Annotated in this window: 30 protein-coding genes; all 30 read left to right on the top strand. The window is 53.6% G+C overall.

From position 1 onward, the window contains the following. The first annotated feature begins 32 nt into the window (after positions 1–32). The gene (locus GBCGDNIH1_RS20390; protein WP_025286985.1) at positions 33–470 is read left to right on the top strand and encodes a phage structural protein; all 438 of its coding nucleotides are present in this window, start codon (positions 33–35) and stop codon (positions 468–470) included. Positions 471–475: 5 nt separating this feature from the next. Next, on the top strand, positions 476–982 hold the full coding sequence (locus tag GBCGDNIH1_RS24845; RefSeq protein WP_011632274.1) for a phage tail assembly chaperone: 507 nt from the start codon (positions 476–478) through the stop codon (positions 980–982). Positions 983–1053: 71 nt separating this feature from the next. Then, positions 1054–1176 carry a hypothetical protein gene (locus GBCGDNIH1_RS25085; protein ID WP_267888612.1) on the top strand — a complete coding sequence of 41 codons (123 nt, stop codon included), beginning with the start codon at positions 1054–1056 and terminating at the stop codon, positions 1174–1176. A 4-nt stretch (positions 1177–1180) separates the two neighbouring features. After that, positions 1181–2839 carry a hypothetical protein gene (locus tag GBCGDNIH1_RS20375; RefSeq protein WP_011632273.1) on the top strand — a complete coding sequence of 553 codons (1659 nt, stop codon included), beginning with the start codon at positions 1181–1183 and terminating at the stop codon, positions 2837–2839. Between the two features lie 177 nt (positions 2840–3016). Next, positions 3017–3505, top strand: a complete 489-nt coding sequence (locus GBCGDNIH1_RS20370; RefSeq protein ID WP_011632272.1) for a hypothetical protein — start codon at positions 3017–3019, stop codon at positions 3503–3505. A gap of 100 nt (positions 3506–3605) precedes the next feature. Then, positions 3606–4307, top strand: coding sequence for a phage baseplate protein (locus GBCGDNIH1_RS20365; protein WP_011632271.1), 702 nt, complete (start codon positions 3606–3608; stop codon positions 4305–4307). A gap of 18 nt (positions 4308–4325) precedes the next feature. Then, the gene (locus tag GBCGDNIH1_RS20360) at positions 4326–4685 is read left to right on the top strand and encodes a phage baseplate plug family protein (protein WP_011632270.1); all 360 of its coding nucleotides are present in this window, start codon (positions 4326–4328) and stop codon (positions 4683–4685) included. Positions 4686–5062: 377 nt separating this feature from the next. Further along, positions 5063–5683 carry a hypothetical protein gene (locus GBCGDNIH1_RS20355; protein ID WP_125911026.1) on the top strand — a complete coding sequence of 207 codons (621 nt, stop codon included), beginning with the start codon at positions 5063–5065 and terminating at the stop codon, positions 5681–5683. A gap of 41 nt (positions 5684–5724) precedes the next feature. Further along, positions 5725–6099: a hypothetical protein gene (locus GBCGDNIH1_RS20350; protein ID WP_025318790.1), complete on the top strand. Its 375-nt coding sequence runs from the start codon at positions 5725–5727 to the stop codon at positions 6097–6099. Between the two features lie 117 nt (positions 6100–6216). Next, complete coding sequence (locus tag GBCGDNIH1_RS20345; protein ID WP_025318791.1) at positions 6217–6888, top strand: hypothetical protein; 672 nt, start codon at positions 6217–6219, stop codon at positions 6886–6888. Between the two features lie 38 nt (positions 6889–6926). Then, a complete protein-coding gene (locus GBCGDNIH1_RS20340) occupies positions 6927–7526 on the top strand; it encodes a Gp138 family membrane-puncturing spike protein (RefSeq protein ID WP_050748445.1) in 600 nt (199 codons plus the stop codon). A 157-nt stretch (positions 7527–7683) separates the two neighbouring features. Continuing rightward, positions 7684–8202: a hypothetical protein gene (locus GBCGDNIH1_RS24835; protein WP_072563954.1), complete on the top strand. Its 519-nt coding sequence runs from the start codon at positions 7684–7686 to the stop codon at positions 8200–8202. Further along, positions 8199–8462 carry a hypothetical protein gene (locus GBCGDNIH1_RS24830; protein WP_125911024.1) on the top strand — a complete coding sequence of 88 codons (264 nt, stop codon included), beginning with the start codon at positions 8199–8201 and terminating at the stop codon, positions 8460–8462. The genes GBCGDNIH1_RS24835 and GBCGDNIH1_RS24830 overlap by 4 nt, the downstream gene beginning before the upstream one ends. A 125-nt stretch (positions 8463–8587) precedes the next feature. After that, the gene (locus GBCGDNIH1_RS24825) at positions 8588–9007 is read left to right on the top strand and encodes a hypothetical protein (RefSeq protein ID WP_162288474.1); all 420 of its coding nucleotides are present in this window, start codon (positions 8588–8590) and stop codon (positions 9005–9007) included. After that, complete coding sequence (locus tag GBCGDNIH1_RS20335) at positions 9004–9906, top strand: hypothetical protein (RefSeq protein ID WP_011632264.1); 903 nt, start codon at positions 9004–9006, stop codon at positions 9904–9906. Before GBCGDNIH1_RS24825 ends, GBCGDNIH1_RS20335 begins: the two co-directional genes overlap by 4 nt. Before the next feature lie 95 nt (positions 9907–10001). Continuing rightward, on the top strand, positions 10002–11465 hold the full coding sequence (locus GBCGDNIH1_RS20330; RefSeq protein ID WP_011632263.1) for a baseplate J/gp47 family protein: 1464 nt from the start codon (positions 10002–10004) through the stop codon (positions 11463–11465). 96 nt (positions 11466–11561) lie between these two features. After that, a complete protein-coding gene (locus GBCGDNIH1_RS20325; protein WP_157692013.1) occupies positions 11562–12086 on the top strand; it encodes a hypothetical protein in 525 nt (174 codons plus the stop codon). A 224-nt stretch (positions 12087–12310) separates the two neighbouring features. Then, a complete protein-coding gene (locus GBCGDNIH1_RS20320; RefSeq protein WP_232449634.1) occupies positions 12311–12829 on the top strand; it encodes a hypothetical protein in 519 nt (172 codons plus the stop codon). A gap of 138 nt (positions 12830–12967) precedes the next feature. Then, on the top strand, positions 12968–13486 hold the full coding sequence (locus GBCGDNIH1_RS20315; protein WP_232449633.1) for a hypothetical protein: 519 nt from the start codon (positions 12968–12970) through the stop codon (positions 13484–13486). A 138-nt stretch (positions 13487–13624) separates the two neighbouring features. Further along, the gene (locus GBCGDNIH1_RS20310; protein WP_232449632.1) at positions 13625–14143 is read left to right on the top strand and encodes a hypothetical protein; all 519 of its coding nucleotides are present in this window, start codon (positions 13625–13627) and stop codon (positions 14141–14143) included. Beyond that, a complete protein-coding gene (locus GBCGDNIH1_RS24820; RefSeq protein WP_011632257.1) occupies positions 14140–15165 on the top strand; it encodes a hypothetical protein in 1026 nt (341 codons plus the stop codon). Before GBCGDNIH1_RS20310 ends, GBCGDNIH1_RS24820 begins: the two co-directional genes overlap by 4 nt. Before the next feature lie 21 nt (positions 15166–15186). After that, entirely contained in the window at positions 15187–15789 is a 603-nt protein-coding gene (locus GBCGDNIH1_RS20300) for a Gp138 family membrane-puncturing spike protein (protein WP_011632256.1), read from the top strand. Positions 15790–16031: 242 nt separating this feature from the next. Then, positions 16032–17351 (top strand): DUF2612 domain-containing protein, encoded by a 1320-nt coding sequence (locus GBCGDNIH1_RS20295; RefSeq protein WP_043452892.1) that lies wholly within the window; start codon positions 16032–16034, stop codon positions 17349–17351. Between the two features lie 49 nt (positions 17352–17400). Further along, a complete protein-coding gene (locus tag GBCGDNIH1_RS20290; protein ID WP_011632254.1) occupies positions 17401–19047 on the top strand; it encodes a tail fiber domain-containing protein in 1647 nt (548 codons plus the stop codon). An 11-nt stretch (positions 19048–19058) separates the two neighbouring features. Continuing rightward, complete coding sequence (locus GBCGDNIH1_RS20285; protein ID WP_157692012.1) at positions 19059–19538, top strand: hypothetical protein; 480 nt, start codon at positions 19059–19061, stop codon at positions 19536–19538. Between the two features lies 1 nt (position 19539). Beyond that, a complete protein-coding gene (locus tag GBCGDNIH1_RS24815) occupies positions 19540–20532 on the top strand; it encodes a hypothetical protein (protein WP_011632252.1) in 993 nt (330 codons plus the stop codon). Continuing rightward, positions 20517–20759, top strand: coding sequence for a hypothetical protein (locus tag GBCGDNIH1_RS20270; RefSeq protein WP_043452890.1), 243 nt, complete (start codon positions 20517–20519; stop codon positions 20757–20759). Before GBCGDNIH1_RS24815 ends, GBCGDNIH1_RS20270 begins: the two co-directional genes overlap by 16 nt. Continuing rightward, complete coding sequence (locus tag GBCGDNIH1_RS20265) at positions 20756–21079, top strand: hypothetical protein (protein WP_011632251.1); 324 nt, start codon at positions 20756–20758, stop codon at positions 21077–21079. The genes GBCGDNIH1_RS20270 and GBCGDNIH1_RS20265 overlap by 4 nt, the downstream gene beginning before the upstream one ends. Before the next feature lie 32 nt (positions 21080–21111). Further along, entirely contained in the window at positions 21112–21657 is a 546-nt protein-coding gene (locus GBCGDNIH1_RS20260) for a glycoside hydrolase family 108 protein (protein WP_050748444.1), read from the top strand. A 34-nt stretch (positions 21658–21691) separates the two neighbouring features. Then, complete coding sequence (locus GBCGDNIH1_RS20255) at positions 21692–22078, top strand: hypothetical protein (protein ID WP_011632249.1); 387 nt, start codon at positions 21692–21694, stop codon at positions 22076–22078. Positions 22079–22124: the final 46 nt, after the last annotated feature.

Here is a 22124-nt window from a genome sequence, read left to right as displayed (position 1 = left end):
CGGAAATTTCCATTTTTTGAGGAATGATGATCATGGCTGGCAATGTCTATAATTACTCTCCGTCCAATGTGTACGTCGTGATCGGTGGTGTGGCGATCAGCGGTTTTTCCAGTGACAAGTTCATTACGGTCGATGAACAGAGCGCGGGCTTCGATTCCAGCGTTGGTGCGGATGGGGAAGTCATGCGCAGTTTCAGTGTTGATCCACGGGTCAAGATCACATTGACCCTGCTGCAAAGCAGCCCGAGCAACGAGCATCTCGATGCGCTGTATACGGCGGATCGTCTGTCGAATGGCAGCATTCCGGTGCCGATCCTGATCGAGGATCTGGGGGGCGGCCTGCTGTTTTCCGCCGGCACCTGCTGGATCAATGGCCGGGCCGGTCATGAGCGCAGCGCGAAGGGCACAACGCGGGCCTGGAGCATTACGGCGGTGTCCCCGCAGCTCGCTACCGCTTTCCGTAAATCCTGAAGGTCATGAAAACCATGTTGCAAGGCGGATCAATTCAGGAAGGACGCGAGAGCGTCACGATCGGTGCGCAGGTTTATCACATCAAGCGGTTCGATCCGTTTCGTGCGCTGCGTATTCTCGGCTCGTTGCAGGGTGTGTTGCTGGCGCCCTTCGCCGCGCTGATGGACACGGCGCGTGGTGAGGAAGCCATCATGCAGGGCCTGCGCGATCTCTCGCGCGGGCTGGATGGAGAGGCGCTGGAAAAACTTGCGCGTCTTCTGCTCGACCCCGATTGCATCGCGGTGGGGGATGACCCCGCCACGGCGCGTCGTCTGAGTCATGCCATGGCCGGTTCGGTGTTCTCCGACGTATCGGAGGCCATCGAGCTGTGCATGGAGGTGGTGAGGATCAACTACGCGGGTTTTTTCGAGCGCGGCAGAACCCTCATTGGACAGGTTCTGCCGAATGGGACGAACCGCAAAGCGGCAATGGGAACGGCAATGGGAACGGCGGACAGCTCTCTGAAGAACTGAGGTCGGAACTACTGATCTGGCGTCCCCTTCTGGCCGGGCATGTCTCGCTGGGCGAGCTGCGCGGCGGGGTGGTGACGCTGGATGACCTGCTGAAGCTGAACGCATTGCTGGACATGCGTGCGCAGCAGCATGCGGCGGCCAAGCGGGATCAGCTGGCGCGTAACCGGACAGACGGAACGGCAAGAAGGAGTTAGGGCAATGGCCATTCTGCGTGAACTGGTCACGCTGATCCGGTTTCAGTTCGACCGCAGCGGGATCGATGAGGCGCGTGCCGAAACGACGCGTCTGCGCGAGGAAATGGAACGCACCGCTGCCATGGCTGCGAAACTGGGCGGTTCGGGTGTTCAGCCATCCAATGCTGCCGGCAGCCAGGCCGATGCGATGTCCGGTATGCTGATGCCTGCCCTGTCGGCGATCCAGTCGGCGGGGCAGTCCATGTCGCAAGCCATGCTGACATGGGCGCAGAGCCCGGCCGCTGCGCAGGGCCCTGCCGCAGCGGCGGGGAGCATGGTTGCGGGTGGGGAGGCCCTCTCCCTGCCTGCCATGGCGCAGACAATGCGGGGTGCGTTGATGCAGCTTGTGCCAGCTGCCTCGCTGGCGATGATGGGGCAGTTTGCCACGCCTTCCAGCCTTCCTTCTGCCGAGATGGAGAGGCCCCCCCTGCACAGGATGCTGTCGGCGCTTGAGCCGGCGTCTTCTTCGCAAGAAACGGTACAGGAGACTTCCCTGACCCGGCGGATCATGCGGCAGGCGGAAGCTCTGTTGTTGCCGCAACTTCCGCCCGTTTCTGCCACGCCGGAGCTGATGGCCGGGCAACCCTCCATACAGCAGGGGGGGAACGATGATCCGGCTTCTGCTTTCCGCGCTTCCCTGCGGCAGGAGATGCAGGAGGCGCAAGCCTCGGCGACCGGCGCCTCCTTCAGCCTTTTCAGGAGCCTGTTGCCAGACGGGCAGCCCACGCAGCCTGCGGGGACAGAGCGCGCGATCGACCTGACCGGCGCGCTGCAAGGCGCCATACGAGCATGGACCGCGAGGCCGGAGGATGCCTCCCTTTCCCCCATGTCTGAAGGCATCGGGCCAGGCAACACAGCGCAGTCAGGACTTGACATTCTTCAAAATTTGGTGATGGCGCTGAAAGCTTCTCCGCAAGAGGCTGATACCAACTCGGACGGAGCTGCCGCTGCTCCGTCCTTGCCGCTTCTTCTGACCTCTCTGCTGCCTGTCATGGAGCATCGGGACAGGGCGGTCCCATCCTCCACGACAGGTGATGAGGGCCTCTCAGCCGAGGCGCAGGGCAGGCACGGGCCTGTCGCCGCCCTGGCAGGGGAGGCGTCCTCCTTGCTGTCCGGTCTGACCGCGTGGCGTGCGGCACTGCTGCCGTCCCCGCTTTCTTCTTCTGTCGAAAACCGTGCTGCAGGAGGGGGAAATGCGGAAAGGGGCGCGTCAGAACTCCTCGATCCCGGCCGGGAAAACGCAGGCAGGGAAGGAGTCTTCTCCATGGAGGCTCCCGCTGTACCAACGGCTTCTCCTGTCGCATCTCTCGCACTTTCACCCGCGCCTTTGCCCGGTCTGTCCGCCCTGCGGCAGGTGCTGGGTGACATGCTGCCGCCAGTCAGCCTGCTGCGTGATCCACTGCATGGTGCGGCAGAACCCGACAGCATTGGCCGCGCCGCAGGGGCGGTCAGCTACGTCACCAATGTGTCGGTGGGTGCGCCCTCCATTTCCATCACTGCTCCGTCCGGGGATGCCGACACCATCGCAGCCCTCGCCGCACAGGGTGTGTCCGACAGTCTGGAAGGCAGCGCTGACGGCTTCGCCCGGCAAGCCAATAGCGGAGACAAAAGATCGGAAGGCTAAATTGTATAAAAAAAGAGAAAAAGAAAACATACGCTTTATTTTCATAAAATAACGCTAAAGTGAAAAAACCGATGGCCATTTTCACGCCATGGGTGATGACACCGACCGACATGCTGCAACTGGCTGCATCGAACGGCCCCACAACCGTCCGGAGCAGCGATCAAGAAGGGGCCGTTCATGGCCATAAAGACTGACAGGAAAAAACAACCGTCATCGCTTTCTGCCGAGGCAGGAGGCGAAACAGAGAACAGCACGATGCCATGCCAGCAGCCAAAGCCGCCTTTTACTGCATGGACGCCGCCCTGCATGGCGCTGGGGGCGTCTGCGGCCGATCAGGCCGTTGCGCAGGGTCTGCACACCCTGCCCTTTGTGCGGGTGGCCGGCGATGGCAGTGGCACGCGCTTTTGGGCGCCGGAGCCAAGCGGCGATTATCTGACCGATTGCGGGCTGGGGGCGGCCTATGGTCAGGCATTGCTGGCCACGCTGCGGGCCGAGCCGGAAGGGCCGAGCCATGTGCTGGCTTTCCTGCTGCACGACCTGCTGCGTCATGGCGATATCCGTCGTGATGGCGGTCTGCTGGCCGGTATGGCCACCGTGCTGAGCGATGCGCTGCGTCAACCGGTTGCCGAGGCTCGTTCTTCCTTACCGGAGGAGGCGCCCGGCTGATCAACGCCACCTGAGTACGATCCCTCCGCCCTGATCTCTCCCTCTCCCTGTTTCCTGCGGGAGCAGGGCGGAGGATCATTTTTCCCATAAGGCTTCCCCCATGCTGAACACGCTGGATCTGATTTTTGGCGCCTCCGGCCAGACCTATCTGGAATATCAGGCGACTCCCCGGCACATTGCTCTTGCGCCCATTGATAAAGGCGGGGGAGGGGCTGCCAATACGGGCCAAACCAGACCCGCTCCCGTCCCCGCCACCAAGGGGGCGCTGCATCTGGATCTGCTGAGTATGGAGAGCTATCAGCTGCCCTCCCTCGCCACGCAATATCCGGTGGAACAGGGCATGCCGATTTCCGACGGCATCATCCCGCAATCGGCGCGGCTGACAATCACGGGGGCCGTGTCCTCGGCCAATGCCACGCTGTTTCGGCCATGGAATCTCGGCCTGCGCGGGATTTCGCGGCTGGAGGATACCGTCAAGCTGCTGGAGGAGCTGCATACCGCCCATCTTCCTGTCACAGTGGTGACCGGGCTGCATGTCTATCCGAACATGGCCATGACCGGTTGCGAGATCAATCGCGGGATCACGAAAGATGGCGAATCCCAAAGCCGCACCCTGAAGATCAAGCTCGATTTCCTTCAGATACGCATCGTGCAGGCCGATGTGGCGGTCAGCGGCAATGCCGCCGCCGAGGTCAGCGGCAAGACCGGATCCTCCGCCATTCCCGCTGGAAAAGCGCAATCCGCCACCCCACCCCCGAGCCTGATCACGCGGGTTGCAACCGCGCTCGGCCTGTCGGCCTGACCGTAAAGGAAACCGGATATGCAGCTGATTTCCGTGCCCGATCTGAATGACAGCGTGATGGAGGCCGCGCTGGATGGCCAGCCCTTCTTCCTGCATCTGTCCTGGAACAGCGAGGCCGGGTTCTGGACCATCGGGCTTCAGGATGCCACCCGCACCACCCTGTTGGAGGGGCTGCCCGTGCTGGGCAACACCCCCCTGATCGGCCGTTACCGTACCGAGGCCATGCCGCAAGGAGAACTCATCGCCATCCCGCCCGATACCGCGCTGGAAAATGGGCAGGAACGCATCGGGCGCAGCGATCTGCCGGGTGAAGGCGGGGCATCGCTGGTTTATGTCTCCGCCGCTGAAATGGCTGCCTCCCTTGCAGGGGCGGACTGACGGGTCGCCATAAATCCTTGGCAAACAGCGCCGGAAAATATTAGAAAGGGCCTGCACCAACCAATGCAGCCTACAGAGAAGGGGGGAGGGAGCCGCAAGGCTGCCTCCCCCCTTTCTGCGTTCCGGCCCTTGTCACCACCCGTGTCACCACCCGTGTCAGAGGCTCCGGCACTGGCTGATCCAGCGCAAAGCCCCGTGGTGACGCCACTGTTTTGCTTTTGTTCGGCCTTATTTCCGCCCGCAGAACAGCAGCTGATGGAGGCAGGAACCGACAGGCCGCTCTGCCTCCCCCGGTCTCCGCCTCATCTCTGTTTTTCCCTGTATCCAGCGGTCCGTTCCCTATGCCGAAAGCATGTCCCTTCTGCCCTGCTTCCAGAGTGAGTTTATTGCGTTTCCGCGATGTTTTCCGGCGCGGCATTGCGCTGGCCATGCCGGTTTTGATGCTGAGCCGTGCCATGGCCCAGCCCCTGGATACGGCCCCTCATCCTGCCTCTGCCTTGGCCAATATGGGGGCTGTACAGCGGGCGGAGCTGCATGCCCGCGCCCATGGAGCACTCTCCACGGCTGAGGCGCCCCCGATTCGCGTGAGTCAGCAACCCGTTCAGCACGTACCGGACAGCGAGTCGGCAGCGATGAGACAGGAGGCTGAGGCTGCTCTGGAAGCGAGGCTGGGCCGTGGAATCAGCATTTCAGAGGGGCATGCGACTCGATTTCGGGACGGGAAAGGGGGAGAATCGCAGTGGTATATGTGCGGTTCGACCACCCGATTGAAGGGTGGGATGGCCGGGATGAGCGGGTCCGACTCGGACCGATTCGTGATGGCATCCTCGGGCGCGTTGCTGCTGGAAAGCGAACAACACCCCGATTTTGGGTGGACATGGACACATGTCTGCTCCCCGGAAAACGCAATTCATCCCCCTTCTTCCCCGGTTTCAGCCCCTGCCGGGACCGCTGTTTCGCCTCCGGTTTCGGCCGGTGGGAAGGGCACCGGGAGATAAGCCGGGAGAGAGTTTTAACGTAACATATGAAAGGTTTTAGCATGGGCTACGACATCATTCTTGCGGACGCGACTCGGGACGTATTTTTGACCAATGGAGACCTGATTCTCTCCGATGGGTTGGCCAGAGTGCGTCAGGAGATCGGAATCACCCTCCGGGCATGGCGTGGAGAGTGGTTTTTAGACCTCGATTTTGGAATACCTTACTTGCAAAATGTACTGGTCAAGGAGCCGCAACGGGTCGTTTTGCAGTCCATTTTTGCAGCGGCGATTGCGTCGGTTCCGGATGTGGAGGCGGTCGAAAGCCTGACCACGACTCTGGACCGCCCCAGCCGGACCCTGTCCATCGTGTTCTCTGCCCGCACCCGGTTCGGGGTGGTGTCGGACAGCATCCCGTTCGGCATCGGTGGGGCATGAGCGGGCGGATGGAGGGGGAGGAAAGTACAGCCATCCCCCCTCCCTATCCCTGCCATGGATGTGTCGGGATGCAAGACGCGTCCATGTGGCTCGATCCGGGATTCCAGTGAAAAGGTCATGAGAATGAAACGTCAAAATCTTGCCGGTCTGGTGGTGGTCCTATGCGTGGCCATGATGTGTGGTTCCGCTCTGGCTTTCGACAGAGATGATGATTCACACGTTGTATGGCATATGTTTTGTGATCGAAACGGAAAATGTGTCGAGCGGAAGGAATATTGCGATATCGATCATCGCTGTATCTCTGTTCCTGCAACGAAACAGGAAAAAGCAGAGAGGCTGCATCAATATGCGCTTTGGAAGAAGAAGAACCTGATTCAACAGAAGCAATACCGGCAGGACCTTAAAGTGCAGGAGATGATTGCAGAAAATCAGACACCAGAGCTTCTGGAAGAATTAAGAAAGAAGTACAGCGTTCTGCCAGGTCCATATCATGAATGCAGAAGCAAAGAGTGTAAAAATTTATATGAGTACTTTTATGAGAAATTAAATAAACCTATAATAGGCAAAGATATAATGGAATTATCTTCAAATATTACAGTCAACGATAGCGGAAACTGGTTTATATGTTACTCTGGTCAGAAAATTATGAATAATGGAGCCGTTCAGAAGCATGATTGGATTATGTCCAACGCCGGTTGGTTGCTTGATAGCTATGTGGTGGGAGATGGCTTTTATGAGGAAATATACAAACAAGCCTGCCAGTCAGATGGCGAAGTGATTTGGCAGTGAATGTCACCTGTCAAACATCGTTGTAAGGAGTTTTGATTATGACTGTTGATATCAAGCAGATTCTTAAAAACCTGATTGCATCGCATTGCGATCGGATCAACACGACAATGCCGGGGACGATTGTTTCCTATAATCCGGCAACGCGGCGGGCGGTGGTGCAGCTTTCCCTGTCCAAAACCTCGCCGGAGGGGATCGTCCTGAAAGCACCGCGCGTGGTGTCTGTACCGGTGGTGTTTCCGACCGGGGGCGGTGTTGCGATCACCTGGCCGTTGCATCCGGGGAATGGAGTTATGCTGCATTTCTGTCAGCGATCTTTGGAAAACTGGCTGGATCATGGCGATGATGTTGTTGACGACTTCCGGCAAAGCAACATCTCTGACGCTATTGCCGTGCCGGGTTTGAATCATGGCGCTGCGACAGAGCCGGCGCATGCGGAGAATATGGTGATCGCGTTCGGCTCGGCCTCCATGGAAATGACCCCCTCCGGCGGCATGGTGCTGAATCTCCCTGGTGGATTGACCATCAAGGGGAAGGTCACCGGTGATCAGGATGCGGTGTTCAACAATATTTCAACCAGCACGCATACTCATACCGGTGTACAGCCCGGCTCCGGACGATCAGGGACACCTGCCGCATAGGTTTCTCACTGATTATATCAGGATTTTTGTAAGCCGTATCCTTCACCGGATGCGGCTTTTTTTATGCCTGTGTTTGTCTCGATCCCGGATTATAATCCTGCTATAAGTCAGGTCTATAATCGGTATAGTAGTCGAACGATAAAAAGAGGTTTCAAGAATGATAAATCTAAAACATTTATGCAGTGCATTGCTGATATTTTTTATATCACTAGCCTCAATGCCCGCATCGGCAGATGTCTGGGATCCAAAAGTATTGGAACAATTAAGGCATGATTTGCTTGTGCAAAGATTGAAAGAGAGAGAAAAGGCAAAAGAAATAGAAAGAAAACAAACACCTGAGTTTATTGAGGAAATGAAAAGAAAATATGTAGTTCCTCCTGGCCCATATCACGAATTAAGAGGAAAAAATGCAGATATAATAATAGATCAATTTTGGGATGAAATTCAGAAAAAACATCCAGATTTTCATACCATTTTGGCATATGTAACAATTAATGATAATGGAGACTGGTTTTCTTGTATTGGGTTAGAAAAAATTCTAAAAAATGGAGTTTTTATTCATTTTTCTGCAATAAAATCTAGCAAGGAATGGATTTTTTACTCTAATGAAGTAGCAGGAAATTTTTGGTCTTATTTGTTTAACGCGTGTAATAGTGATGGAGAAATAGTGGAATGAATTTATCAGAAAGAAAAATTCGGATTCGTTTTTTTGGAGAGGAAAATAATTTATATGATGTTAATGATTTAAGGGTCATTTTGAATATAAAGAGATCCATAACAAGCTCTGGAAATAGCATCAGTTTGACAATTTTTAACCTAAAAGGATCTAGCGTTAAGTTTATAAAACAATCAGTAAAAATGGAAATATATGCTGGATATGGATCTCATCTTTTTCTGGCTTTTGTGGGCGTGCCAAATCTAATTAAAACGGCATAGTAGTCGAACGATAAAAAGAGGTTTCAAGAATGATAAATCTAAAACATTTATGCAGTGCATTCCTGATATTTTGCACATCGCTAGCCTCAATACCCGCGTCGGCAGATGTCTGGGATCCAAAAGTATTGGAACAATTAAGGCATGATTTGCTTGTGCAAAGATTGAAAGAGAGAGAAGAGAAAAAAGAAATAGAAAGAAAACAAACACCTAAATTTATTAAAGAAATGAAAAGAAAATACTCCTTACCTCCTGGCCCATATCACGAATTAAGAGGAAAAAATGCAGATATAATAATAGATCAATTTTGGGATGAAATTAAGAAAAAACATCCAGATTTTCGTGCTGGAGGATATGTAACAATTAATGATAATGGAGATTGGTTTTCTTGTATTGGGTTAGAAAAAATTCTAAAAAATGGAGTATTTGTTTATATAGAAGTGATAAAATCAAGCAATGGATGGGTTTTTTATTCTAATGAAGTAGCAGGAAATTTTTGGTCTTATTTGTTTAACGCGTGTAATAGTGATGGAGAAATAGTGGAATGAATTTATCAGAAAGAAAAATTCGGATTCGTTTTTTTGGAGAGGAAAATAATTTATATGATGTTAATGATTTAAGGGTCATTTTGAATATAAAGAGATCCATAACAAGCTCTGGAAATAGCATCAGTTTGACAATTTTTAACCTAAAAGGATCTAGCGTTAAGTTTATAAAACAATCAGTAAAAATGGAAATATATGCTGGATATGGATCTCATCTTTTTCTGGCTTTTGTGGGAGTGCCAAATCTAATTAAGACGGCTCATAAAGATGCAGACTATACGATTACCATCACGGCATTTGATGGAAATGATATTTTATCAGCTTCTCGATCCAGTTACACAGGGTATGAGAATGTAACGGTCAGGGAAATCATTGAGACTGCTGCGCATGATGCAGGTTTGGGCCTGAAGATTGTGGATGGTCTTGGAAGGCGCAGCTGGAAACATGGGTATAGTTTCTATGGCTCATCGAAGAATATGCTTGAGGATGCCTGTAAGGCTGAGGGACTTGAATACTCTGTCCAGAATAATGTTGTACAGGTCAACAAGAAAGGTCAGCCTTTTCCTAAACCGGAAATTCTGCTGTCAATGGAAACTGGTCTGATCCGCTATGTCGAAGTTGCTTCCAAGGGTCCAAAGGCGTCTGTTTTTACGAAGGGTATTAACCCGACCGATAATCCATATGTAAAACAAATTGTTTCTTCAGATGAGCCAGTAGAGGGTTTAACGGTTTATTCATTGATGCGGCCTGATTTGATCCCGGGTGATCCTGTTGTAATCAAACATCCTGGAATCGTCAAAAAACGTTATCATGTCAGTACAATTGAACACGATGGCAATAATATGCCTGTAGACAATAAAGAACTTGGAACATGGACATCAACGATCACTTTGGTTGAATAGCTCCCCACCCCAACCATCCACCGTCTTTCTTCGTAGCTGCCTCCTTCACCGGATGCGGCTTTTTTTGTGTTTGTTTCCTGAAAGGAACAGGTTTCATGACCAGCTATGGCATCACCCCGTCCGGCTTCATCAAGCGCCGCATGAGCGATATCGGCGCGGAGATCATCACCACCCTGCAAAATGCATTCGGGGCGGAGATCGCAACCCAGCCGGATACCGTCCTCGGCCAGATCGTCGCCACCTTTGCCGAGAGAGAGGCCGCGCTGTGGGAAATGGCGGAGGGCGTCTATAACGCCATGTATCCCGCCACCGCCAGCGGCAGCAATCTGGACAAGGCGGTTTCATTCACGGGCGTCACCCGGCTTCAGGCCACGCGCTCGCAGGTATATTGCGTGTTGTACGGCAATGCCGGCACATTGGTGCCCGCCGGAACAGCCGCCCCTCAGCAGGCCGGGCTGACGCGTTTTCTGCTCGCGGCTGATACGGAAATCAGCCCTGATACTCTGGCCGATGTCTCTATCGGCGTCAGCAGCGCTGTGGCGGGGCAAAGTTATTCTCTTGTGCTGAACTCCGTCAGTTTCAGCATCACCGCGGCATCGGCCAATGCCTCGGCCATTCTGGCGCAGCTCGTGGCTGCTGTTTCCTCCGCTGGATACAATGCCAGTGTGCAGGGAAGCGGCAGCAGTGCAGTTCTTCGTATCGTTACCGATGGACGCAGAACAATCAGCGTTGCCACATCTTCTTTGCTGATCATGACGGAGATGGGAACGCCCGGTTTGTTTATCGCGCGTGATTACGGGCCGTATACCGCCCCTGCAAACTCCATCACCACGATCAGCAACACGATCTCCGGCTTTAAACGTATTCTCAATCTTCAGGATGCCACGCCAGGGCGACCCTATGAGACCGATTCAGCCTTGCGGGCACGCTATGCGCGCGGTGTCTATCGGCTGGGGGCCGGGACGTTGCCCTCTATCCGGGCCAGCCTGCTTCAGAAAGTGCAAGGTGTCACCGCCGCGATGGTGATCGAAAACGATACAGCCTCCGTCGATAACGGCGGACGGCCACCGCACAGTGTCGAATGCATTGTCGAGGGCGGAGAAGACGCCGCCGTCGCTGCGCAGATTCAGGCGGTGAAGCCGGCCGGTATCACCGCATACGGCCTCAACAGCCAGACCGTGCAGATCAGCACCGGTGCGCATAACGGCACGGAATGGCACAGCATCGGCTTCACGCGGCCGGTGCGGCGCTATGTCTGGATCAACTGCAAAATCACGACATTAAGCGAGGAAACATTCCCCGCCGATGGTCTGCTGCGTGTGCAGCAATCCCTGAATGATACCGGTGTTGCACTCGATATTGCTCAGGATGTTGTTGCGCAGCGTTTCCTCGGCCCGATTTACGCAACAGTCAGCGGCATTGCCTCCATCGCGCTCAGCTTTGCCGTTACCAGCGACCCCGCAACAATGCCAGCGAGCACAGCCTACACACAGGCCAACATCTCCATCGGCGCCCGCGAGCGCGCGATTTTCGATACCGCACGCATCTATGTTTCGTAATTGGAAATAGCAAAGATCAGAGGATCATAATTATGCCACAGGAGGATGCAAACTCTGCATCCTCCGTGGAACAAGCGACGGGGGAGTGGGGGGACTATGAGAGCTTTATATTTGAAGATCGCAGGTGCCGCGGTTCTTTTAGGCAATGTTCTATCCTGTGGGTCTGCTGTTGCGGATTACTGGGACCCGAAGCTGGTGGCCAAATTGTCGCAGGCGCTGCAAGAGGAGATGGAGCGTCGAAGAAAACATAACGAGGCTATAGAACGGAAGCTGACACCTGAAATTCTGGAAAAACTGCGCCAGAAATATTATGTGCCGCCCGGTCCGTATCATCTTTATAGGGGGGAAGAAAAGGAAAGATTGACCCAGCCATTTTGGGAAGAGCTTCAGAGAAGAAATCCGAATCTTACTTGGTTAGAATCTCATATGACTGTTAATGAACAAGGAGACTGGTTTGTCTGCATAGCATCTGAAGAAATATTAAAAAATCACATACACAGACCAGATATTTCAATCAAATCAAGTCGAGGATGGACATTATATAATGATGAATTTGGAGGAAAATTTTTGATGCAAATACAACATAAGGCATGCGCATCAGATGGAGAAGTAGTAAAATGAATTATTTAAACAACAGGAAATACAAAATAATTTTTATGGGTGATGATGGAGTAAAAAAAATATACTCAGCTTTTACGGATCGGCCAAAGATATGCTCGAAAATATCTGCCATTCTTCTGGCTTGCTCCGATCATGATACAGAAAGCGCATTGTGCCTGCCGGTATGGTGCGCTTTCTGTATGATAGCGAAGGAGACGAAAGCATAAAATGGAGTGTATCAGACGATGAAATACAAAACACTTGTTATTGCCGCGGTTCTTTTAGGCAATGTTTTGTCCTGTGGGTCTGCAGTCGCAGATTACTGGGACCCGGGTGTAATGGCCAAATTGTCGCAGGCGCTGGAAGAGGAGAAGGAGCGTCGAAGAAAACATAACGAAGCTATAGAAAGTAAGCTGACACCTGAAATTTTGGAAAAACTGCGCCAGAAATATGACGTGCCGCCCGGTCCGTATCATCTTTATCGGGGAGAAGAAGAGGCAAGCTTAATCCAGTCATTTGGGGATAAGCTTCAGAGAAGAAATCCAAATATTTCTTGGTCAGATTCTCATATGACTGTTAATGAACAAGGAGATTGGTTCGTCTGCATGGTAACGGAAGAAATATTAAAAAATCATATACCAAGAAACGAGATTTCAATAAAATCAAGTCGAGGATGGACATTATATGACGATGAATTTGGAGGCAAATTTTTGTTTGAAATACATGATAAAGCATGCCTATCAGATGGAGAAGTAGTAAAATGACTTATTTGCAAGATAGAAAGTACGAATCTGTCGGCTTGCTCCGATCATGATACAGAAAGCGCATTGTGCCTGCCGGTATGGTGCGCTTTCTGTATGATAGCGAAGGAGACGAAAGCATAAAATGGAGTGTATCAGACGATGAAATACAAAACCCTTGTTATTGCCGGAGTTCTTTTAGGCAATGTTTTATCCTGTGGGTCTGCTGTTGCGGATTACTGGGACCCGAAGCTGGTGGCCAAATTGTCGCAGGCGCTGCAAGAGGAGATGGAGCGTCGAAGAAAACATAACGAGGCTATAGAAAGCAAGCTGAAACCTGAAATTCTGGAAAAACTGCGCCAGAAATATGAAGTGCCGCCCGGTCCGTATCATCATTATAGGGGGGAAGAAGAGGCAAGCTTAATCCAGTCATTTGGGGATGAGCTTCAGAGAAGAAATCCAAATGTTTCTACGCTATATTCTCATATGACTGTTAATGAACAAGGAGACTGGTTTGTCTGCATACTAACGGAAGAAATATTAAAAAATCATATACCAAGAAACGAGATTTCAATAAAATCAAGTCGAGGATGGACATTATATGACGATGAATTTGGAGGCAAATTTTTGTTTGAAATACATGATAAAGCATGCCTATCAGATGGAGAAGTAGTAAAATGACTTATTTGCAAGATAGAAAATACGAATCTGTCGGCTTGCTCCGATCATGATACAGAAAGCGCATTGTGCCTGCCGGTATGGTGCGCTTTCTGTATGATAGCGAAGGAGATGAAAGCATAAAATGGAGTGTATCAGACGATGAAATACAAAACCCTTGTTATTGCCGCAGTTCTTTTAGGCAATGTTCTATCCTGTGGGTCTGCTGTCGCAGATTACTGGGACCCGAAGCTGGTGGCCAAATTGTCGCAGGCGCTGCAAGAGGAGATGGAGCGTCGAAGAAAACATAACGAGGCTATAGAAAGCAAGCTGACGCCGGAAATTCTGGAAAAACTGCGCCAGAAATATGATGTGCCGCCCGGTCCGTATCATCTTTATCGGGGGGAAGAAGAGGCAAGCTTAATCCAGTCATTTGGGGATGAGCTTCAGAGAAGAAATCCGAATGTTACTACGATACATTCTTATGTTACCGTTAATGAACAAGGAGATTGGTTTGTCTGTATGGCAACGGAAGAAATATTAAAAAATCATATACCGAGAAGAGAGCTTGCAATCAAATCAAGTCGAGGATGGGCATTATATGGCGAGGAATTTGGAGGTAAGTTTTTATCTGAAATAGATCGTAAATCTTGCAATACAGATGGAGAATTAGTAAAATGAATTCTTTAAACAATAGGAAATGCGAAATAATTTTTATAAGTGATGAAGGAATAAAAAAAATCACAAATATAAAAGCAAAAATAAATATTAAAAGAATGTATAATAATTCTGGAAATAGTATAAAAATTGATTTGTATAATATAAATAATGAATCATTAAGACATATAATAAGATCTGTGGATTTACAAGTTTATTGTGGCTATGAATCTGGCCCTTTTTCGTTGGCCTTCTCAGGTTCTCCATACGCCATAAAAACAGGCCAAAGAAATGCAGATTCTATTGTGACAGTGATAGGCTTCGATGGCTCTGATCTTTTATCCCGATCATTGATAAGTTATAGAGGAGAAAAAGGAATTCCTGTCCGGGATGTCATTGAGGCCGCAGCCACGAACGCCAAAATGACATTATACATGGCAAAGGGCATTGGTGCCAGACGTCTGAAAAGCGGCTTCAGCTTTTACGGATCGGCCAAAGATATGCTCGAAAGCATCTGCCATTCTGTCGGCTTGCAATATTCCGTTCAGAACAAAACGATTCAGGTTACCAGAAAGGAGGAAACCACCACGCGCCCTTCCGTCCTTCTGAGCATGGAAACAGGGCTGATCCGTTATATCGACAGAACCTTCATGGGGCCGCGAAGCTCCGCTATCATACAGGATCTGAATCCCGCTGATAACCCGTATCTGAAAGACCTCGTCTCCAGTATCGGACCTGTGGAAGGGGTGCAGGTGTATTCCCTGATGCGGCCCGATATCAATCCGGGCGACCCCGTATGGCTTCCGCAGGGAAAGAGGTATGAAAAATTCCGTGTCGATACGATCGAGCATAATGGCGATACGATGCCGGTCGAAAATTCCGAGCTGGGAACATGGACCTCAACGATTAATCTCGTCTCCCTCAAACAATTTTCTGCCACGGTCGGCAAGGAAACGAAGGAAAGTCTTTCTTCTCTGACAAATGCCCTGTCGGCCGAGAAAAAGCGTCAGGAAGAGACAGACCGGTTCGGCTTCAAATTTTATTGATATCAACAAAGGATTCCTACCATGTCTGAAGACATCAAGCAGATTCTGAAAAACCTGATTGCCTCGCATTGCGATCGCATCAACACGACCATGCCGGGCACCATTGTGTCCTATGACCCCGCCACACGCCGCGCCGAGGTGCAGCTTTCCCTGTCCAAAACCTCACCGGATGCGGAGATTATAAAAGCCCCGCGTGTTGTCGATGTGCCTGTCGTGTTTCCCTCGGTCGGCCCTGTCGGAATCACCTGGCCATTACATTCCGGTGATGGCGTCATGCTGCATTTCTGCCAGCGTTCGCTTGAAAACTGGAAAGATGCCGGCAGTGATATTGTCGATAATTTCCGTCAGACCCACATCACCGATGCCATCGCCGTGCCGGGTCTGGCGCACAGCCAGGCTACATCTCCGGCCCATCCCGACAATATGGTGATTGCGTTCGGCTCTGCCTCTGTGGAATTCACATCTTCCGGTTCTCTCATACTGAATGCGCCGGGCGGCTTGACAATCAAGGGCGCGGTATCCGGCGATCAGGATGCGGTCTTTAACGGTATTTCGGTCAAAACACATGCTCATTCCGGTGTGCAACCCGGTTCCGGACGCTCCGGCCCACCCTCCGCTACTTGAGTGCTGGAGGACCGAATAAAAAGGTGGACAAGGGGAAGATAATTTCTTATTGTCTGCTAAAGTCGATGCATAAAAACATTCCTTCTTGAATGATCCAGCAGGAATGTCTCTTTCGGCCTTTTTGAAAAAGCCGAAGTTTTTTCTACTCTTTTCTCCTGATCTGCGGATGTCGTAATCCGGTATGTGTCATGCATGCCGGCTTTTGCGCGTCCGCAGTTTCAGACTGCTCCGGGCATTGTCATATGATCGCTCAAAATGAGTTGAATACCGCGTTCGGTACAAAGCGGGAAAGTGCTGCCAGCTATATCACGGCAGATGGAAAACTCGTTATTGCCGGACCGAATGTTCTAAGACCATCCTATGCCGATGATGGAAGTTATCTCGGCGCACTGACGGAGGGAGCGTCTACCAACTTTCTGCCTGATTCAATGCTGACAAACAGTCAAAAAAGCTGGTCTGGAAATTATGCTTCCATCGTGACCAGCCGGCTGACGAAGAATGGGTTTTCCTGCCTTCAATTCGATTTTCCTGCGCTTGACAGTGCAGCTTCCGCACAAATCAGTTTAGGTGATCCGGTTTCGGCCCAGGCGGGGGAAACATGGTGGCTCAGCGCATGGGGGTTGATGATCGGCACCTCTGCATCTGTGCCGGTCGTGTCGCTGCGACTCTCATCCGGTTCTGCCAATGTGACGCAGGCGTTTCCGTCCGGCAATGCTTCAGGCCGGCTGGTGAGGATCAGGGTGAGTCTACAGATTCCAGCGGCGCAGAATACGGTCTCAGCCTCTCTGGTTGTGAACGGGGCGGCTGGAAGCAATGCTGTTTCAATGGTTTTTTCGGCTCCGCAGATGGAAAAAAACCGGGTGAGCAGTTTTATTCCTACCAGTAACGGCTTTGCTTCCCGTGTTTCGGATCGCGTTTTCTATATTGCCGATGCCGATCCAGGAAACGGGCAGGTGCCTGATGCCACCAACATGGTCTTCGGGCGCGATCATGGCGTGGTGGCGTGGCAGCATATGCTGGCCCAGTTTTCCGCCAGTCCTTCTCTTCAGTCTTTGGTCAAGGCGCTTTATCCGGCGTGCACGACGCTGGATACGGCTTTGCAGGCGATGATGAATAATCGCGTGCTGGATCAGGCAAGCGGAGATCAACTGGATGGCATCGGCGATATTCTCGGCCAGTCACGGCTGGTGGGTCCGGCCAGTGCGATAATGCTGACGGATGATCAGTATCGGCGGTTGTTGAAGCTCAAAATCCTGCTGAACAACGCACATGGCACAACCGAGGATCTGAGGGCCGCTTTCTGTGTTCTGTTCAATGCAGACAGCACGCTGCTCCAGGATAACGGTGACGCAAGCCTGACCGCGGTTGTGGGACGATTCATCACGGCCTCTGATCTCGCTTTCGCACGTTCTATCGCCGGATTTCCAAAACCGGCTGGCGTTGGTCTGGTGCAGATGCAGTACGATCCGGCAAGACCCTTCGGATTTCAACAGCAGAGTTATATGGGCTTCGGATCGGGTTGTATGGCGCGCGCGCTGGATAACATCATTCCCTCATCCTGAATTCTCTGGTCCTGGTTTTTTTTAAACCTCAACACTGACAGGAAAAAGCATGTCGTTTTTTGGCCGTTTCAACAGTCTGTGGGCATCACAAGGAACGGCATCCCCGCCGAGTGATACACAATCGGATCAGGGCTTTTCCTATCTGGGACAGATTCCACCCAGCGTGGAATTGTTCAACGGTCTGTTTCAGGAAAGAGACTGGAAAATAAAATGGCTCTACCAGCAGATTTCCTCTGTCATCGGGCTTGATGGCAGCACGCCGAGCGAGACGGAAACAGGCAAGGCCGCAGGGGTGTTGGCAAACTGGTTCGCTCCGATCAGAAATCCGGCTTTCCAGGGTGGTGCGACCATCTATGGCCCCCTTGAGATCGGGTCTCAGTCGGTCCCCACGACACCATACATTGATTTCCATACAGACGGCACCAATACCGACTACAATGCGCGCATTATCGCCACAGGTGGGACGCAAGGACAGGTTGCAAGCGCCGGCCTGATCCTGGCATCCGCTACTCTGGAAGTCGGTGGCGACATGACCGCCGATAAATCGCTTCTGGTAACCGGCGGCATCACCGCCAATGGTGGCATCACCGCCAATGGCGGAGCATCATTTAAGAAGACGATGTATGTAGGCGGAGGGAGCACAAATGCTGCCAGCCTCTATGTGGACGATAATAGCGGTGCGGCCACATGGGCCGGATATTTTTCAGGCTCCGCCTATGTCAGTAAAAAATTCCAGGTTGATGGTGGTGCTACCATCAATGGCGGTGACCTGAGCGTATCCAACAATATGAAAGCGAATGGTGCTGTCACCGCGCAGACGATTTATGCGCTGGATGGCGGGTTTTCTACATCCGGCGGTCTCTATGTCGCCACATCCGCCAGTGTCGGCACTCTCTCTGTCACCAAGGGTAGCGGAAACAACTCCAGCCTCTATGCCAGTGATAATGGCGGTGCCGCGACATGGGCTGGATATTTTTCCGGAAGCCTCTATTGCAGCTCGAAGATAGAAACAGCCAACCGGGTCTACGCGCATAACTATGTCTGCACGGGGCCTACGGACGGAAATTTTACCCCGGCCAATAACGGCGCCAATGGCTGCTCGATGACGCCCTCCGGGTTCAATGCTTACTCTGCTCCCGGACCGGCAGCGGCGTTCGGGACGAATGGCTCCAATAACCAGATTATTGCGTTTTCGGCAGGCACCAGCAGCGGCGTCCAGTGGATCGGCAGCATCGGCAGCAATGGATCGTCGGTACAATACAACACCACATCCGATTATCGTCTGAAAACTAGTATCACCGATCTCGATCAAAGTGCTGCCGCTGAAAAAATCCTGAATATCCACATCAAGAATTTTGCATTTATCTCCCATCCAGATCGCATCGTGACCGGTGTGATCGCGCATGAGCTGCAAGCTGTGATCCCTGAAGCGGTAACAGGGGAGCATGATGGAACGCGTCATGTGGACAATGTCGTGATTCGTGATGGTACGGTGGCATGGGAAAATGTGGCTGAAACCACTTATCAGGCTGCAAAAGAGCAAAATCCCGATCTCTGGAACGGCACTGAGTGGCACGCATCCTGTGAGGTGCCGGACTATCAGCAGGTGGATTACAGCAAGCTGGTGCCGATGCTGACCGCAGCCCTGCAAAATGCACTGACCCGCATCACGGCCCTTGAGGCCAAAGCCAAATAAGGAAAATGAAGATGAAATGGCTGTATCTGGCGCTTCTGGCGCCTTTTTTTATGTCTCAAGCGCAGGCGCAGGGCATGCGGCCCTCCTATTGTGCCGACGCATCATGTTCCGCCAGTATCGGTGCCCAGGTGGTAGGCATGATTGATGCGGCGACCGGACGTCCCGTCGCGCTGTCATCTGCATCACCTTTACCTGTCGCGGGGGTGGCAGTCTCTGCAACAGGCTCTGCTGCTGCATCATCCTCGATCACAGCCGGGTCTTATCAAACCGTGTTTGCGGCAGGCTCGATCACACGCGGATGCAGCGTTCAGAACCCGGCCGGCAATACCGTGTCGCTCTGGGTGGATTTTGCCGGAGCCACTGGCTCATCCCGCGCTGCTACTTCGGTGGAGGTTGTGCCGGGGGCGTCCATACGCTGCGATTTCGTGCCGACCGGTGCCGTGACGGCCTTTGCCGCCAGCCCGGTTACTTTCAATGCGCTGAGGTGGTGACATGATGCGTCGCATTTTTTTGATGGCATCTTGCCTTCTGCCCTGCATCGCCTCAGCCCAGACGGTCACGTCTCCGCCCATGCGATCCAGCGTGTGCACGGTCATGACGGCAGGTGGCATCTATACGGTGCCAGCATGGGCAGTCACGCTGGATATTGAGGCATGGGGCGGGGGTTCATCCGGTGGCAACGGCACTGTTGCCGCATCCGGCACGGCGACCAGCGGCGGGGCCGGTGGCTCGCCGGGATATCACGCCCGGATGCCGGGCGTTCGAGTTGCATCCTTGGGAGCGTCATCGCTCACCGTGGTGGTCGGTGCAGGTGGTGGCCAGCCGTCTGGTGCCGGGGCTGCCGGGATCGGCGGTGGTGAGACGAATATCGTGGGTGGTGCGCTCAATATCCGCGCCGGAGGCGGCGGCGCTCCGGCTGGTGGCTCCACCGCAGCCTCGGCCAGCGGTGGCAGTGGCAGTTTTCTGATCAATGGCGGCCCCGCCAGTGGTGCGACACCCGGTCAGGGCTATCCCTTTGGCATCGGCGGCATGACCAATGGTCAAAGCGCTCTCAATCTGACCAGCCCCGGTGTCGGGGCATCCGGAGGCAGCGGCGCGCCGGGGGCGGCTGGGGGTGGAGCCGGCGTTACCATGGCCTCAACGGCGGGCGCGGCTGCTGGTGGCGGGGTCGATGGCAATGGCGCCGGCAAGGCCGGCGGCGCTTCCGGCCTTACAGCCGACAGCTATCCGATGGGGAATATTTTTGGGGGCGTCGCGCCCGGTGGCAATGGCGGGATGATTCCGGTTCGTACACAGCCCGGTCAGGAATCCATCGGTGGCGCAGGCGGGGCAGGCGGCAATGCCTCCACCGATGGCGGCAATGGCAGCGCAGGCGCAGGCTTCGGCGCAGGCGGAGGTGGAGGCGGTTCTACAATCACAGGGCGGCAATACGGGCTTGGTGCGCCCGGTCAATCGGGAGGTGTAGTGATATGCGCAAGGCCATAATCGCAGTGATCGCATTGCTGCTGGGGGCGGCGGCGCCCGCTTCGTACGTGCAGATCTGCACGGCTCCGTGTGTGGCGCAGGATGGGACCACGCAGCCCGCCGGGACGGTGCTCAACCGGGCAATATGGATCGAGCCTCCCGCCCATGACGCTACCACCGAATGGCAGCCGGATCAGGGGCAGGCCCTCTATCATCCGGTAACGTCAATCAAGGAAGGTGCTTCATGAACCATCAACCGGAAATGTTGTCGGAACTGCTGCGCGATCTGCGGCAGGATGTTCAGCGCGGGCAGGAGCGGAGTGAAGAACGCTTCGATCAGTTGCGGGATGAGCTGCACGTTCTGCGTGCCGGTTCCTCCCGCATTGTCGATCGGGTTTACGGTGTGGAGCGGCGGGTCGAGGCGCTGGAAGGTCCGGTGGCTGAGTTCCGCCATCTGCGCAGCCGTATTGGCGGGTTGGTCATCAGCGGCAGTCTCGCCGTGAGCGCTATCGGCACGGTCTGGACGCTATGCGGTGATTACGTCCGCGATCATCTGAGCTGGCGTTGATCACAGCGCGCACAAAACGCAGGAAAAATCTCATGAGTTTTGAACAGGCTCTGGCTCTGGTCATGAGCCGGAGCGTGGAGGGAGGCTATACCAGCCTCGCCTCCGATGCTGGCAACTGGACGGGTGGCAGGGTCAATGCGGGGCGCTTGGTAGGGACGCAGTTCGGTATCAGCGCTCCGGTTCTGGGTACCTGGCTGGGGAGGGAGGCTACCAGAGCCGACATGATCGGGCTGAGCCGCGAACAGGCAGCCGCGATTTATGAGCAGCGCTACTGGCGGCCTTTGTGCTGTGGCCATATGTCCGGCCCGGTCGGCGGACTGGTCTTCGATGCGGCCGTCAATCAGGGGCCAGCCAGTGCTGCCCTGATGGTGCAGCAGGCTGCAGACGTTCGTCAGGATGGCGAGATCGGCCCGGTGACGCTGGCGGCTCTGAACGGTGCCGATCAGGCCGACTTGCATGCTGAAATCGCCAGGCTGCGTGCTGAACGTTACCGCGCCACGTCAGATTGGTCGCGTTTCGGCAAGGGCTGGATGCGGCGCCTGATGCGCGTGGTCGCGGCAACGGCCGCCTTTACCTGACATATCCCCCTTTATCATAAACGGAGACAGATCCATGAACTGGTCCCCTTTGATTGATGCCGTGGCACAAGGCGGCGCCTATATTGCCACGACTGTTCTGGTGCCGGGTGTGCTGGCCTGGGCGGCACGGCGCTGGAATATCAATGCCGAATGGAGTGGCACGATCCAGCAGGCTGCCGGGGCCGCCTATGCCGCGGCAGTTGCCAGTGGTCGTCCGGTAACGGACCCCTCTGCCCGTGCGGCGGCCCTGTCGGCGGGGGTGGAGTATTTGCGCCAGCGTGCCAGACCGACCATGCTGCATGCACAGGGCATCACAACGGACGCCGCGGCCATGGCGGCGGTGGAGGCCGGTCTCGGTACTCTGCTGGCGCGCGATCCAACTGTCGGGGCAGCGAATGGCGGTGCCGCGCAACTCCATTGAACGGCATTGGCATCATAAAGAACAAAAGGGATGGAAGGGCAGATTA

The organism is Granulibacter bethesdensis CGDNIH1 (assembly GCF_000014285.2).
GTDB classification, from domain to species: Bacteria; Pseudomonadota; Alphaproteobacteria; order Acetobacterales; family Acetobacteraceae; genus Granulibacter; species Granulibacter bethesdensis.
The sequence above is the reverse complement of the archived record's forward strand: the minus strand, read 5'-3'. Positions and strand labels throughout refer to the sequence as shown.